The organism is Shewanella indica, assembly GCF_002836975.1.
Lineage (GTDB): Bacteria > Pseudomonadota > Gammaproteobacteria > Enterobacterales > Shewanellaceae > Shewanella > Shewanella indica.
Window position 1 is genome coordinate 1 of the sequence record NZ_NIJK01000037.1, and the last position, 15,041, is coordinate 15,041.

Sequence of the window (15,041 nt, forward strand, 5' to 3'; positions counted from 1 at the left end):
CACGTGCGTTAAAAATGAGTAAAAACAAGTATCCCATTAAGCCTAAGAAAAATGCCGTTCACACTAAGTGAACGGCATTAGGCCCTATCTGTGCCTAAATATAGCAGGCCGTCTTTAGCGCGCAATATAGCGCGGATATTATTGTTCCGCTGACGCTCCAAGGGTTGTTGATTGTTGTAGATATGCTTGAAGTATTGCCGGGCCAGGTTCACCTTGTCTATGCCGGAAAATAGGCTGCCAATCCACAAAATCCCGTTATTGTCCTGCAGCAGGCTGTAGACATCATTATCACTGAGGCTGTTGGGATCCGATGGGTCATAGCGATAGTGTCTGGCTTGCCACTGACCTTCTTTAAGCTGTAGTTGGATAAGTCCTGTCTGTTGCCCACCAAGCCAGATGTCACCTCTGTTGTCGAAGATAAATTCGAGAATGCCCCGATTGGGTTTGGGTAAACGATAGATAAGCTCTGGGTTGTTCAAACCCGGCGGATAACGCCAGAGTGCGTCATCAATTGCCAGCCACAGGGCGCCATCTTCGCTTTGGCGCGCCTGTACCGGATGTCCATGTTCGGCATCGGGTAAGGGCAGGGGCTTGAGTCCTTCATTACGCAAAAGCAGCAAACCATCACTCTGGCTGCCAATCAGCAAGGCATCTTTGCCTATGGGGGTCAGCACTTGGATATCTGTGCTGATATTTTGCCTCAGTGACAGTTCATGCAATTCGTCGCTGTCAGTATCCAGGGCGTAGAGTCCATTGCCGCTACCGATCCAGAGTGTTTTGCCTACCAGAGCCAGGCGGTTAATTTTTTTGCTGTTGAGCCTCTGGTCGCGGCCAATGGGAGTGAATACACCTGTTTGTAGATCCAGGCGGTTCAAGTCACCATTGAAGGTGCCTATCCAAAGTTGCCCCTGGCCATCCTGCAGTATGTCGGTGACATGATTATCCGACAATGTCTGGCTGTGGTAGGGGTCATGCTGAAACAGGGTAAAGTCGATGCCGTTGTAACTATGTAACCCATCCTGGGTGCCAATCCACAAGATACCGGCCTTGTCCTGATAGAGGCTGGTGATGCTGTTTTGGTTAAGGCCATTCATGCTGCTGACATGCTGAAACTTGAGCTGGGGTACAGGTTCAGCCCTGAGCTCAAACAGGCTGACAGATAACAGCAGAGCGGCGAGTAGGCAACAGATCCGCGACAAGAAATCCTCTTCTTTGGTGGCTTTGGTTAGTGATAATGTAACCATTCTCTATGGGGGAGGGCTGACAGGCGTTACAAGGCATTATTGAAACTGTGCAGGCCTATGTTGACCTATCTTCTGCTTCCTTCCAATGTTTGCCTTGTATAAACATCCATCAGTCTCGCAGAGTCAGTAAATTCCTAATACAGAATGGTATTACTTATAACAGATTTCTTTTCTCTGTTTGGCAAACTTTATATTGCATGGTTGCAAATTGGAATGAAAAAAGGCCCCGCCGGAAGGGAGGAAGCGGAGCCTTTACAAAAGGGAAGCGGCAATCAATTACTTAACAGGGGGATTGCCTTGAGCTAAAGCTCAACTGAATTTTAGCAGCCGCGGTCCGGAACCCGGACCTGACCTTCCATCAGAATGCGCGCCGAGCGACTCATGATGGCTTTGGTCACCTGCCATTGGCCGTCCTTGAATTCGGCCTCGGCGCCAACTTTCAAGGTGCCGGATGGGTGGCCGAAGCGTACCGAACTGCGCTCACCGCCGCCGGCCGCCAGGTTAACCAGGGTGCCCGGGATAGCTGCGGCCGTGCCTATGGCCACTGCCGCCGTGCCCATCATGGCGTGGTGCAATTTACCCATCGACAAAGCGCGAACCAAGAGGTCTACATCGGTTTCGGCCAGCTGTTTGCCACTGGAAACCTGATGCGCCTGCGGTTTGGCCACAAACGCTACCTTGGGAGTGTGTTGGCGGGTTTCGGCTTCGGATAGCTCCTTAATCAACCCCATCGCCAGCGCGCCGTGTGCCCTAAGCAGCTCAAAGCGAGCCAGCGCCTCGGGATCGCCGTTGATCTCCGGCTGTAGTTCGGTGCCTTGATAGCCGAGTTCGGCGGCATTGACGAAAATGGTCGGGATCCCGGCATTGATCAGCGTTGCCTGAATTTTGCCACTGGGGTGTACTTGGGTGGGAACCGTCAGCTCATCCACCAGCTTGCCGGTAGGGAACATGGCGCCGCCGTCTTCACCGTCATCGGCGGGGTCGATAAATTCCAGCACGATTTCGGCGGCGGGGAAGGTGACACCGTCGAGCTCAAAGTCACCGGTTTCCTGCACTTCACCGGCGCTGACCGGCACCTTGGCGATAATGGTCTTGCCAATATTGGCTTGCCAAATCCGCACTTCGCAGATGCCGTTTTCCGGTACCCGTTCCGGGGCCACCAGACCGGCATGCAGGGCAAAGGCGCCGGCCGCGGTGGAAAGGTTGCCGCAGTTGCCGCTCCAGTCGACGAAGGGCTTATCTATGGAGACCTGACCATAGAGGTAGTCCACGTCGTGACCGGGAACCTGGCTGGCATTCATGATCACGCATTTGCTGGTACTCGAGGTCGCGCCGCCCATACCGTCTGTGTGTTTGCCGTAGGGGTCCGGGCTACCGATGACTCGCATCAACAAGGCATCGCGGGCCGGGCCGGGCACTCTGGCCGTCTCGGGCAGATCGTCCAGGCGGAAGAACACCCCCTTACTGGTGCCGCCGCGCATATAGGTAGCGGGAATTTTTATCTGTGGTTTAAATGCCATGGCATTGGATCCTTTGAGATAAATATTTTTATCAGTCGGCCATAACCTTGGCTATGGCCGACTTGGTCACGCATCAAGGGCCGGCTTAAACATTGCCCTGCAAGAAGTCCTGCGCGAAACGCTGCAGCACTCCACCGGCTTCATAGATGGTCACTTCTTCGGCGGTATCCAGGCGGCAGCGCACTGGTACTTCCACCGTTTCGCCATTGCTGCGATGCAGCAACAGGGTCAGAGTGGCACCGGGAGTGCGCTCGCCGAGAACGTCGAAGGTTTCTGTGCCGTCTATGCCCAGGGTCAGCCTGTCGGTCCCAGGGAAAAACTCCAGCGGCAACACGCCCATACCTATCAGGTTGGTTCGGTGAATGCGCTCGAAGCCTTCGGCCACAATTGCCTCGACTCCGGCCAGACGCACGCCCTTGGCGGCCCAGTCTCGGCTGGAGCCCTGGCCATAGTCTTTACCGGCTATGATGCACAGTGGTTGCTTGCGCTCCATGTAGGTTTCTATCGCTTCCCACATGCGTACCTGTTGCCCTTCGGGCTCGATACGGGCCAGCGAGCCCTGGATCACCTTGCCGCTATCGTCCTTGACCATTTCGTTGAACAGTTTGGGGTTGGCAAAGGTGGCCCGTTGGGCCGTCAGATGGTCACCCCTGTGGGTGGCGTAGGAGTTGAAGTCTTCCTCCGGCAGGCCCATCTTGGCCAGGTATTCGCCGGCGGCGCTGGATGGCAAAATGGCGTTCGATGGCGACAGGTGATCTGTGGTGATGTTGTCACCCAATACCGCCAGTGGCCGCATCCCCTTGAGTGCACGTTCACCGGCCAGGGCGCCTTCCCAGTAGGGTGGACGACGGATATAGGTGCTCATTGGGCGCCAGTCATACAGAGGGTCGACCCCATCACCGTATTCCACGGCGATATTGAACATGGGCTCATACACCTTGCGGAACTGCTCCGGCTTGACCGACGACTTGACGATGGCATCTATCTCTTCGTCGCTGGGCCAGATGTCCTTGAGGGTTACGGCGTTGCCGTTCTGATCTGTGCCGAGTGGGTCTTTCTCTATGTCGAAACGCACAGTCCCTGCAATGGCGTAGGCCACAACCAAAGGCGGCGAGGCCAGGAATGCCTGCTTGGCATAAGGGTGGATTCGGCCATCGAAGTTACGGTTACCGGACAATACCGCGGTGGCGTACAGATCTCTGTCGATCACTTCCTGCTGGATTTTGGGATCGAGCGCGCCGCTCATGCCGTTACATGTGGTACAGGCGAAGGCGACTATGCCAAAGCCCAGCTGTTCCAGGTAAGGCAATAGCCCTGCCTCGCGCAGATAGAGGTCCACCGCCTTGGAACCGGGTGCCAGAGAGGTCTTGACCCAAGGCTTGCGTACCAGGCCTTTTTCCACTGCGTTGCGGGCGATAAGACCGGCAGCAATCACGTTGCGTGGGTTACTGGTGTTGGTACAGCTGGTGATGGCGGCAATGATCACGGCGCCGTCCGGCATCAGGCCTTCTTGCTGCTCTACCTTGCCGGCAATGCCTTTGGCGGCCAAGTCGCTGGTGGCCAAACGGGCATGCGGGTTGGAAGGACCGGCCATGTTACGCACCACGGAGGAGAGATCGAACTCCAGTACCCGCTCATATTCGGCGCCTTCGAGGCTGTCGGCCCACAGACCCGTGGTCTTGGCATAGTTTTCCACCAGCGCTACCTGGTCGTCATCACGGCCGGTGAGGCGCAGATAATCTATGGTTTGCTGATCGATATAGAACATGGCGGCAGTGGCGCCATATTCGGGAGTCATGTTGGAGATGGTTGCCCTGTCACCCAGGGTCAGGCTGGCGGCGCCTTCACCGAAGAATTCCAGATAGGCACCCACCACCCGCTCTTTACGCAGGAATTCGGTCAGCGCCAGCACTATATCCGTGGCGGTAATGCCGGGAGCGGCCTTGCCGGTCAGCTTGACGCCGACTATGTCCGGCAGGCGCATCCAGGAGGCGCGGCCGAGCATCACGCTTTCGGCTTCCAGACCACCCACGCCTATGGCGATCACCCCAAGGGCATCCACGTGTGGCGTGTGGCTGTCGGTGCCGACACAGGTGTCCGGGAAGGCAACGCCGTCGCGACTCTGGACCACGGGGGACATTTTCTCCAGGTTGATCTGGTGCATGATGCCGTTGCCGGGCGGGATCACATCGACGTTTTTAAAGGCCGTCTTGGTCCAGTTGATAAAGTGGAATCTGTCTTCGTTGCGTCTGTCTTCAACGGCGCGGTTTTTCTCGAAGGCATCCGCTTCAAAGCCGGGGTGTTCCACCGCCAGGGAGTGATCCACAATCAGCTGGGTCGGCACCACAGGGTTAACCTTGGCCGGATCGCCCCCCTTGTCGGCGATGGCATCACGCAGACCGGCCAAGTCAACCAGTGCTGTTTGGCCGAGAATGTCGTGACACACCACCCGCGCCGGGAACCAGGGGAAGTCCAGATCCCGTTTGCGTTCGATAATCTGTTCGAGGAAGTCGTTGAGCCTGCCGGGCTCGGCGCGGCGTACCAGGTTTTCGGCCAACACCCGTGAGGTGTAGGGCAATTTGGCATAGGCTCCGGGGCTGATGGCCTCGACTGCGGCGCGGGTATCGAAATACTCGAGGCTGGTGCCGGGCAGGGGAATTCGGTAATTGGTATTCATGAGTTCTGTCCACTGAGAAGCAACTGCAAAAAGAGCCGGGCCCCTGCTTACTTGGGTGCCCGCTCTTGCTCATTCATCTGGCGGCCCTTTGGCCGCCGCCGGGATCAACGCTCGCTGAGAGGCGTCACCTTGCGTGGCTCAACCCCAACATAGTCGGCACTCGGGCGGATAATGCGGTTGTTGGCGCGTTGCTCCATCACGTGCGCGGCCCAGCCGGTGAGGCGGGAGCAAACGAAGATGGGGGTAAACAGCTTGGTGGGGATCCCCATGAAGTGATAGGCACTGGCGTGGAAGAAGTCGGCGTTACAGAAGAGTTTCTTCTCTTCCCACATCAGGGCTTCACAGGCGACAGAAACGCGATAGAGGCGATCATCACCGTATTCCTGCGCCAGCTTTTCCGACCACTCTTTGATGATCACGTTGCGGGGGTCTGACTCGCGGTAGATGGCGTGACCAAAGCCCATGATCTTCTCTTTGCGCTCCAGCTTGCCCTTGAGCACTTCGCGGGCATGGTCTTCATCGCGCATATCCTGAATCAGCTCCATCGCCGCCTCGTTGGCGCCGCCGTGCAGAGGGCCGCGCAGTGAGCCAATGGCGCCCGTGATGCAGGAATGCATGTCAGACAGGGTAGAGGCGCAAACCCGGGCGGTGAAGGTAGAGGCGTTGAATTCGTGCTCGGCGTAGAGGATCAGTGACACATCCATAACCCGGGCATGCAGGGCAGATGGAGCTTCGCCGTGCAGCAGGTGCAGGAAGTGGGCGCCTATCTGGTCGTCATGGGTTTCTGTGTCTATACGCACGCCGTCATGGCTGTAGCGATACCAGTAACAGATGATGGAAGGAAATGCCGCCAGCAGACGGTCGGCCACTTCACTCTGCTCGGAGAAATCTTTTTCGGTTTCCAGGTTACCCAGCATGGAGCAACCGGTACGCATAACGTCCATAGGATGGGCATCGGCCGGGATCCGCTCCAGCACCTCTTTCAGTGCCTGTGGCAGGCCGCGCATGCCTTTGAGTTTCTGACGATAGGCCGCCAGTTGCGTTTCGGTGGGCAGTTCGCCGTAGAGGATCAGGTAGGCCACTTCCTCGAAGCTGACGTTTTCGGCCAGATCTTTGACGTCATAGCCGCGGTAGGTCAGGCCTGAGCCGGACTTACCGACTGTGCTCAGTGAAGTTTCGCCTGCGCTTTGGCCGCGTAATCCGGCGCCGCTCAGTTTCTTGTCAGTCATAATGCATTCCCTCTTCCGTTACACTCTTGTCAATTTGTTGGCCAGCCATGGCTGGTCTGGTTTGCGGTTGCCTTTTTCAGCGCTCTGGGGCGCTGTGTAGGGTGGCAACCCCGGGTGTTTCATGGGCAAACCCTGTAACCGGCGCGTCTGCGCCGGTCAATCATCCCTGGATTCAGCCGTTACTTTTGGCTGAACAGCTCATCGAGCTTGGTTTCGTAGTGGTGGTAGCCGAGGAACTTATACAGATCTTCACGGGTTTGCATGGCATCGACCACATTGCGTTGGTGACCGTCGGCCATCAGTGCCTGCATCACTTTCAGGGCGGCCAGGTTGGCGGCGCGGAAGGTGCTCAATGGGTAGAGCACCATGTCGGCTCCGGCTTCGGCCAGTTGCTCCTTGTTGAACAGCTCTGTTTTGCCGAATTCGGTCATGTTGGCCAGGATCGGGGCGTTGACGGCCGCCTTGAATCGACGGTACTGATCCAGCTCGGTCAGCGCCTCGGCAAAGATCATGTCGGCACCCGCCTCGATATAGGCCTGGGCACGTTCGATACCAGCATCCAGCCCTTCCACGGCAACCGCGTCTGTGCGGGCCATGATGACGAAGTTCTCATCTGTGCGGGCATCCACGGCAGCCTTGATACGGTCGACCATCTCTTCGGTGCTGACCACGGCCTTGTTGGGTCTGTGACCGCAGCGCTTCTGTGACACCTGATCTTCCATATGCACGGCGGCGACACCGGCCTTTTCAAACTCCTTGATGGTGCGGGCAATGTTGAAGGCGCCGCCCCAGCCAGTGTCTATGTCGACCAGCAGCGGCAGTTCGGTGGCCGATGTGATGCGGCCGGCATCGATCAGTACATCGTTCATTGAGGTCATGCCCAGATCCGGCAGGCCGTAAGAGGCGTTGGCGACACCGGCACCGGAAAGGTACAGGGCCTGAACACCGGATTGCTCGGCCATCAGGGCGAAATAGGCATTGGTGGTTCCCACGATTTGAAGCGGCTTGGCCTTGGCCAGAGCCTGGCGGAATCTGAGTCCTGCGCTGCGAGTCATCTGTTTGCTTCCTTATATTGAGTCCAGGGCGGCATGCTCCGCCTGAAGCTGTTTGAGTCTGAGTTCGGTATTGCGCCGTCCCTGCTCGATATGACGGCGCATCAGCAAGCCGGCCAGTTCGGCATCGCGCTGGGCTATGGCTTCGACTATGCGTCTGTGCTCGGCGATGGCTTTGACCGGGCGGTTCTTATTGGTGCATTGATAGCGATACATTCTCAGTAGGTGATATAAGCCGCCGATCAGGGTTTCCTGCAGGTGCTTGTTACCGCTGGCGCGGATGATCTGGTAGTGAAAGTCCACATCACCCTCTTCCTGAAAATAGGTATCGCCTTCTGCCAGCGCCGCTTCCTGACGGGCCAGTAGTTGCCACAACTGGCTGAGCTGCTCATCGGTTATCCGTTTGGCGGCCAGTTCACAGGCCATGGCTTCCAGCGTGCTGCGCAGCTCGTAGAGGTCGTTGAGCTCGGCCACTGTCATGGCGGCGACTCTGGCGCCCACATGGGGGATGCGTACTACCAAGCGCTGACGCTCGAGGATCTGCAAGGCCTCGCGGGTTGGACCGCGGCTGATACCGTACTTGAGTGCCAGCGCCTGTTCGTTGATCTTGCTGCCGGGGGCCAGCTCACCCTTGATGATGCTGGTTTGAATTTGCACCAGAATCTGATCCACCAGGGTACTGCTCTTCTCCGAAGTGGTTTTATCGACGCTGTTTTTGTCCAACACAGGTGCCTGAGTCACTGGTTAAGTTTCGCTCGATTGTTGACTATGGTTCGACATTAGATGTGATCCAGGTCATTGTCAACAATCTGCTTACCTAGACGTAAGTCTAATATTTTGTGGTATTTGCTCTTTAAGCTTTTATTAAACAAAGCCTTAGCTATTATTTTAAAACTTGCTGTTAGCATGGGTTTACACTTGACATTGCAACTATTGTCGACAATCTTGTTTTAAACAGTTTTCTTAATGGGCGACTGATAGAATGCTCCTTGTCAGCGGCAGACAAGGAAAAGAGGGGGAAGCTTGGTATCCGTAACAGTGTTTTCCTGACTATGGGACGTTGAATAGGGAGAGTCGTCCGAGTGATGAGAGAGGCAAGAATGACAAGAGTGAAAAAAGTATGAGCGCAGAAATCATCAGCACAGCAAAACCGAATCGGATATTGATAAGCGCCTGTTTATTGGGGCAAGAGGTACGCTATGACGGTGGCCATAACCTGCTCAATGATGCCAGAGTGCAGCTATGGCAGGCCCAAGGACGGCTGGTGCCTTTCTGCCCCGAGTGCGCCGGTGGCTTGCCGACACCCAGAGCACCGGCCGAACAGATACAGGGACGAGTGCTGACCTGTGACGGTGAGGACGTGACCGAGGCCTTTGAGCTAGGTGCCGAGTTGGCACTGGCCAAGGCACAGCAACAGCAAGTGGTTGCTGCCATTCTCAAGGCCCGCAGTCCTTCCTGTGGCAAAGGCCGGGTTTACGATGGCAGTTTCTCCCGCCAACTTAAAGAGGGCGACGGCGTGACCGCCGCCTTGCTGATGCGCCATGGCATTCAAGTGTTCAGCGAGTTTGAGTTGGACGCCGTTGAGAAGTATCTGACTGAATGCGATAAAAGTGCTTGAGTCGAAATACTCAGTTTTAAAATAACAATGCCGGGCTTAGACCCGGCATTGCTGTGTCTTCGACAATCACTGTCAGTGGCTTTTTTGTGCCAGCTTACGGTAGTCGTCGGCAGGTTGGTATTCGGCCAGTAGTTGATCGATTTGGGCATCCTTTTGTTGCCAGATGTCATTGAGCCAACGCTGAAACTTGACCCTGTACTCTGGTTCGCTGAAGTAGCGAACAGAATCCACCTGCGGCACAGGCAGAGCCTCAATTCGCACCACTATTTTGTGCACTTTACCCTGCATCACTGCACCGAGAATATCCTTGGGAGCATCGGGATAAACCACAGTCACGTTCAACAAGGCATCAAATTGCTCGCCCATGGCCGACAGGGTAAAGGCGATGCCACCGGCTTTTGGCCGCAGCAGGTGTTTGTAGGGGGATTTTTGCCTTTGTCGTTTGTCTTCGGTGAAGCGACTGCCTTCCACATAGTTGATGATGGAAGTGGGCAAGTCTTTGAACTTTTCACAGGAGCGCCGGGTTGTTTGCAGATCCTTGCCCCTGAGCTTGGGGTTCTTCTTCAGCTTTTCCGGGCTGGTACGGTTCATAAAGGGCATGTCCAGCGCCCAGCAACCCAGGCCCATGATGGGAACATACAGCAGCTCTTTCTTGAGAAAGAACTTCAGCATGGGAATGTTGTTGCGCAGGATATAAGTCTGCGCGGCAATATCAAAGCCACTGAGGTGGTTACTGATCAGTAGATACCAACCATCCGGCTTGAGGCTTTCAAGCCCCTGCACATCCCATTCGACCTTGGCTATCAGGTGCAGTATACCGCCATTGCAACTGGCCCAGGCCCACATGAAACGGTTCATTAACCGGGTCATGGCGATACGGCCACTCTTCCAGGGCAGCAACAATTTGAACAGGCCGCCGATACACACCAGCGAGCCCCAAACGGCGGTGTTAATGATCAGCAGGCTCAGGCTGAGAATAAACAGCACTGGCCCGGGCAGGAAGTGTAACATCAGGAGTCCCCTTGAGAATGGTTTGCCTTGGCGGCCAGTCGCTCCAACACTTCATCCTTGTGCTGCCAGAGGGCGTTCAGCCGCTCCTGGAAGGCTTGTTTGAACTGGCGATCATTGGCGTAGTCACCTCGCATCCCCGGGTCTATCTCCTTGACCTCCAAGTGGAGGTAAACCTCAGGTAGACGGCCGCTGATATAGTCCCAAAAACTGGGGATCTTGCCGGGGTAGTAGATGGTGACATCCACCAGTTTATGGATCTGTTCGCCCATGGCCGACAACGCAAAGGCCATGCCGCCGGCCTTGGGTCTTAGCAGGTGTTTGAACGGTGAGTTTTGCTTCTGGTGCTTGCTGGGCTGAAAGCGGGTACCTTCGACAAAGTTCATCACGCTCACCGGCTTGTGCTTGAACTTGGCACAGGCCTTACGGGTAATTTCAATGTCTTTGCCCCTGAGTTTGGGGTTCTTTTTCAACTCGGCCGTGCTGTAACGTCGCATAAAGGGGAAATCCAGCGCCCACCAAGCCAGCCCAAGTACCGGGACGTAAATCAGCTCTTTTTTCAGGAAGAACTTGAGAAAAGGGATCCGCCGATTGAGCAGTCGCTGCAGGATCAGAATATCGACCCAGCTCTGGTGGTTGGCTACCACCATATACCACTCCTGCTCTGATAGCTCCGGAAGCTCATCTATATGCATCTTCAGCGGATGAAACAGCTTTTCTATGCCGCCGTTAACACTGATCCAGGCACTGGCACAGATGTCCAGAAAGTGGCTGCATAGGCGTTGCAACGGCTTGATGGGAAGCAGTTTTAACAGGCTGCCCAGTAGAATTGGCAGGCTCCAAAACAGGGTGTTGATAACATAGCCGCTAAAGGCAAGACAACCTCGGATCAAGGACAACTTGGGCTCCCTCAGGATCATAAAAAAGAAAAATCGACCGACTATGTTAACCGCAGTCGCCACCAGGCTTCAATCTTAAGCTGGCGTTAACAGGGAGTTAGGGCCTGCTTACTTAACCCTGAAATAGTTGACTTAACCAATATCAGAGGCATAAGTTGCGCCATCTGTTCTTTGCTCTGTGTTGAAGATGACTTGCAATGCAGTGTCTTCCAGTATTTTTCTGAGCCTCTTTCAGTATGTTGCTTTGTGGTGAAACAGCGCCTGTATCTTCAAATCCCCGGCGCATTTTTGGTGGAAGACGGTTTACTGTCAAGCGCAACACTGATGGCGGTAAATGGGACAATCGGCGCCGTTATAGGCTAGGACGGCACGGTGATTATGGCTGGTTAATTGATAGTGGCTTGTAGGTCGGGCAAATACTTTGGTCCAGCTGCTTGACTCTGGAGCTTACTCCAAGCTTTACACTCCTTGGCAATAGCAAACGGCCCGGATAGTCACATTTGAGTTCCGCGGCATCATTTGAGCCATAGCGCGAGGCACAGTTATGAGTCATTCCTGTTGTGATCCCAAATCTACTCCCGAGACAGTGAAGGCGGGGGCTAAGGACCCGGCAAATTGCACAGATAGCCAGATAGCCGGTAACGCCGCCAGTCATTCCAGCGAGCATTCTGGCTGTCATTCTGCTTGTTGCCATGATCATCATGAGTCCCATCAGGCCGACTCTGCTACCGAAATAAACACTGTCCGGCTTGCTCAAGGCGAGCAGCATCAGTGGCAAATCCTCGGTATGGATTGTGCCAGCTGTGCCCGTAAAGTCGAAACTGCGGTTTCCAGGGTGAGCGGTGTTTGCAGCGCCAGGGTGGTATTTGCCACCGAAAAGCTGCTGGTGGAACTGACGCCCGGCGTTTCACCCCAAGGCATAGTCGATGCTGTGTCTGCGGCCGGCTTTAAGCTTAAGCAGCAGACCCAAGCAGGTAAGGAAGGCCCAAAACCCGGCTCGGCGAGCCGGCTTGGCAAATACTGGCAACCCAAATACTGGCAACCTTTGTCACTGGCACTGTTAATGTTGCTGGCGGCTTTGGCGCCTGCGAGTATCAGCCCCGGCCTATTCACTCTGGCTACAGTTTGGGGGCTGCTGCCTATTGCCCGCAAGGCCTGGGCCCTTATTCGCAGCGGCACCCCTTTTGCCATTGAAACCCTGATGACTGTTGCCGCCATAGGAGCCTTGTTACTGGGCGAAACGGCCGAGGCGGCCATGGTGTTGCTTCTGTTTATGCTCGGTGAGCAGCTCGAATCGTTTGCGGCCGGTCGCGCTCGCGCCGGAGTTAGCGCCTTGATGGCATTGGTGCCGGATAAGGCATTGAGGTTGCAAGATGGCCAGAGGCAAGAGGTGGCTGCCTCAGAGCTGCGCCCGGGCGATATTATAGAAGTTGCGCCTGGGGCACGCCTGCCGGCCGATGCCGAACTGCTTGATGCCTCGGCGGCATTTGATGAAAGCGCCCTGACAGGAGAATCTATCCCGGTCGAAAGGATTAAGGGCGAACGGGTCGCCGCCGGCTGCCTGGCAGCCGACAGGCTGGTAAAAATGCAAGTTGTCTCCGAGCCCGGCAGTAACGCCATAGACCGCATCCTGCATTTGATTGAAGAGGCCGAAGGGCAGAGAGCACCGATAGAGAGATTCATCGACAAATTCAGTCGCTGGTATACTCCAGCCATCATGCTGCTGGCCGTGATGACAGTGCTGTTGCCGCCTCTGCTGTACGCCGAACCTTGGGAGCAATGGATCTACCGTGGCCTGACACTGTTGTTGATAGGTTGCCCCTGCGCCTTGGTGATTTCGACGCCGGCGGCGGTAACCTCAGCGCTGGCGGCCGCAACCCGTCAGGGAGCCTTGATTAAGGGCGGCGCGGCATTGGAAGCACTGGCACATGTCGATACCGTCGCCTTCGATAAGACCGGCACCCTCACAGAAGGTAAACCTGAAGTCACCTTGGTGGAGAGCCTCACAGAGCAGGATGCGACCAAGTGGCTCAGGGTGGCCGCCGCCATTGAATTGGGCTCACACCATCCCCTGGCACTGGCGATAGTCAATCATGCCAAAGAGCGGCGGCTGGAACTGCCAGACGCAGAAGCTATTCGGGCTTTACCCGGGATGGGCGTTGAAGGACGAGTCGATTCGCAAAACTGGCGACTGTTGGCCCCTTCAAGGCTGCCAAACCTAGCTCCTGAGTTGCTGCAACGCGTCACAGAACTGGAACAGCAGGGGCAAACCCTGGTGGTACTGTGTGATGCCGAGCTGGAGCCTCCTCGCCCTGTGGCCATCTTTGCCCTCAGGGATCAGCTGCGCGTCGAGGCCGCCGAAGCCATAGCCAAGCTACGCCGTCTTGGTATCGACAGCATAATGCTGACCGGTGACAACCCAAGAACCGCCAAGGCGATTGCCGAGGAGCTGGCCATCGATTGGCGCGCCGGGCTGCTGCCGGAAGATAAAGTTTCTGAGGTGGCGGCATTGGCCAAGCACCGTAATGTGGCCATGACAGGAGATGGAATTAACGATGCCCCGGCAATGAAGCGAGCCAGTATTGGTATTGCTATGGGCGGCGGAACCGATGCCGCGCTGGAAACCGCCGATGCGGCCCTGACCCATAATCAGTTGGGAGGGGTGGCGGCAATGATCCACTTAGCCAGGGAAACCCTGAGCAATATTCGCCAGAACATAGCTTTGGCGCTGGGGCTGAAGGCGATTTTTCTGGTGACCAGCTTACTGGGGATCACCGGCCTCTGGCTGGCGGTGATGGCCGATACCGGCGCAACTGTGTTGGTAACCGCCAACGCCTTGAGACTGCTTAGAAAGCGCTACTGAAATGTATTGGTGTTGATAACAATAAAAAGAGGAAGGTACCCGTAGACCTGAGCACCTTCCTCTTTCAAACGGACTCAGGTCATGCCTTGGAGCATGCCATTAGGGTGTAGAGCTTGCCCTCAAAGGTATTGCTGCTGGGCCATACTGCAGTGTCTATCCGCTGAATATTGTTGAAGCCGCACTCGTTTAACAGCTGCAGATATTCCTCATCTTGCCAAGCCTGCATCCGGCTGCCGAATCGCGTCACCTTGCCGTTTTCTTCAATCACCCAAAACAGTGTGGAACTGGTTTGGAGTGCCTCGTCCCAAGCATGCTCCGTCAGCAGCAGGTGGGGAGCATCAAGAAATAGGCCCTGTGAATGCCTTTGCCAGCTTGGCTCAGCCTGTCCCTGCCGTTTGACTTCATCAAAGCTGTGAACTTCTACAACAAGCTTGCCATTCGGCATCAGCCAGTTTGCACAATGCTTGAGTAAGTTCTTGGCATCCGCTGCGCTGAAAACATTCAGCTCACCGAAGGTCATCATGATGAAGTCAAACTTCTTGGTCGGCCGGTAGCTTCTGACATCCAGCAGTTGATAGTCGATATTCAGTCCAGCCGCCTGCGCTTGTTGTTGGGCGTAGGTTATAGAGGCTGGTGAGAAGTCGACGCCGGTGCAGCAAAAGCCGCGCTTTGCCAACAATTGAGTGTAAAAGCCGGGGCCACAACCCAGATCCAGCACTTGTGCGCCAGGAGCCAGTTGGCTGCAGAGCCAATTCACCTGGCGCTCAATCACCGCCAGTTTTCTACTGGCCCAATCGTGCTCCTGGCAGAGGTGGTTTTTCAGCATTCTCTGGCTGAAATCGGCATTATTCCAGGGAATTTTGCTTTCGTTCGGCGACAGCCTTATTGGCAAATGCTGGCTGATTAGCTTATTGATATTCATACATTTCCT

At 55.7% G+C, this 15,041-nt stretch carries 11 protein-coding genes; 2 read left to right on the plus strand and 9 right to left on the minus strand.

Features of this window, described 5'->3' with window-relative positions; genetic code table 11:
- Positions 1 to 77 precede the first annotated feature (77 nt).
- The 6 genes from CX650_RS12225 to CX650_RS12250 form a co-directional block, all read right to left on the minus strand.
- Positions 78 to 1,244, minus strand: a complete 1,167-nt coding sequence (locus tag CX650_RS12225) for a ligand-binding sensor domain-containing protein (protein ID WP_101095969.1) — start codon at positions 1,242 to 1,244, stop codon at positions 78 to 80.
- 320 nt (positions 1,245 to 1,564) lie between these two features.
- Positions 1,565 to 2,764 (minus strand): 2-methylaconitate cis-trans isomerase PrpF, encoded by a 1,200-nt coding sequence (prpF, locus tag CX650_RS12230; protein ID WP_101095970.1) that lies wholly within the window; start codon positions 2,762 to 2,764, stop codon positions 1,565 to 1,567.
- 85 nt (positions 2,765 to 2,849) lie between these two features.
- Positions 2,850 to 5,441, minus strand: coding sequence for a Fe/S-dependent 2-methylisocitrate dehydratase AcnD (acnD, locus tag CX650_RS12235; RefSeq protein WP_101095971.1), 2,592 nt, complete (start codon positions 5,439 to 5,441; stop codon positions 2,850 to 2,852).
- A 104-nt stretch (positions 5,442 to 5,545) separates the two neighbouring features.
- Positions 5,546 to 6,670, minus strand: coding sequence for a bifunctional 2-methylcitrate synthase/citrate synthase (prpC, locus tag CX650_RS12240; protein WP_025889866.1), 1,125 nt, complete (start codon positions 6,668 to 6,670; stop codon positions 5,546 to 5,548).
- 179 nt (positions 6,671 to 6,849) lie between these two features.
- The gene (gene prpB / locus CX650_RS12245; RefSeq protein ID WP_071476421.1) at positions 6,850 to 7,725 is read right to left on the minus strand and encodes a methylisocitrate lyase; all 876 of its coding nucleotides are present in this window, start codon (positions 7,723 to 7,725) and stop codon (positions 6,850 to 6,852) included.
- Positions 7,726 to 7,737: 12 nt separating this feature from the next.
- Complete coding sequence (locus CX650_RS12250; protein ID WP_208622114.1) at positions 7,738 to 8,448, minus strand: GntR family transcriptional regulator; 711 nt, start codon at positions 8,446 to 8,448, stop codon at positions 7,738 to 7,740.
- Between the two features lie 394 nt (positions 8,449 to 8,842).
- Between CX650_RS12250 and CX650_RS12255 the strand changes: the two genes are divergently transcribed.
- Positions 8,843 to 9,340 carry a 2-thiouracil desulfurase family protein gene (locus CX650_RS12255; RefSeq protein WP_101095972.1) on the plus strand — a complete coding sequence of 166 codons (498 nt, stop codon included), beginning with the start codon at positions 8,843 to 8,845 and terminating at the stop codon, positions 9,338 to 9,340.
- Between the two features lie 72 nt (positions 9,341 to 9,412).
- Here the strand turns inward: CX650_RS12255 and CX650_RS12260 are convergent, their stop codons facing one another.
- Both CX650_RS12260 and CX650_RS12265 read right to left on the minus strand, forming a co-directional pair.
- Positions 9,413 to 10,351 (minus strand): acyltransferase, encoded by a 939-nt coding sequence (locus CX650_RS12260; RefSeq protein WP_101095973.1) that lies wholly within the window; start codon positions 10,349 to 10,351, stop codon positions 9,413 to 9,415.
- The gene (locus tag CX650_RS12265; protein ID WP_229800130.1) at positions 10,351 to 11,247 is read right to left on the minus strand and encodes an acyltransferase; all 897 of its coding nucleotides are present in this window, start codon (positions 11,245 to 11,247) and stop codon (positions 10,351 to 10,353) included. The genes CX650_RS12260 and CX650_RS12265 overlap by 1 nt, the downstream gene beginning before the upstream one ends.
- 544 nt (positions 11,248 to 11,791) lie before the next feature.
- Here CX650_RS12265 and CX650_RS12270 point away from each other — a divergent pair.
- Entirely contained in the window at positions 11,792 to 14,110 is a 2,319-nt protein-coding gene (locus tag CX650_RS12270; protein WP_101095974.1) for a zinc/cadmium/mercury/lead-transporting ATPase, read from the plus strand.
- A 79-nt stretch (positions 14,111 to 14,189) separates the two neighbouring features.
- Here CX650_RS12270 and CX650_RS12275 read toward each other — a convergent pair whose 3' ends face one another.
- The gene (locus tag CX650_RS12275; protein WP_101095975.1) at positions 14,190 to 15,032 is read right to left on the minus strand and encodes a class I SAM-dependent methyltransferase; all 843 of its coding nucleotides are present in this window, start codon (positions 15,030 to 15,032) and stop codon (positions 14,190 to 14,192) included.
- Positions 15,033 to 15,041 lie beyond the last annotated feature (9 nt).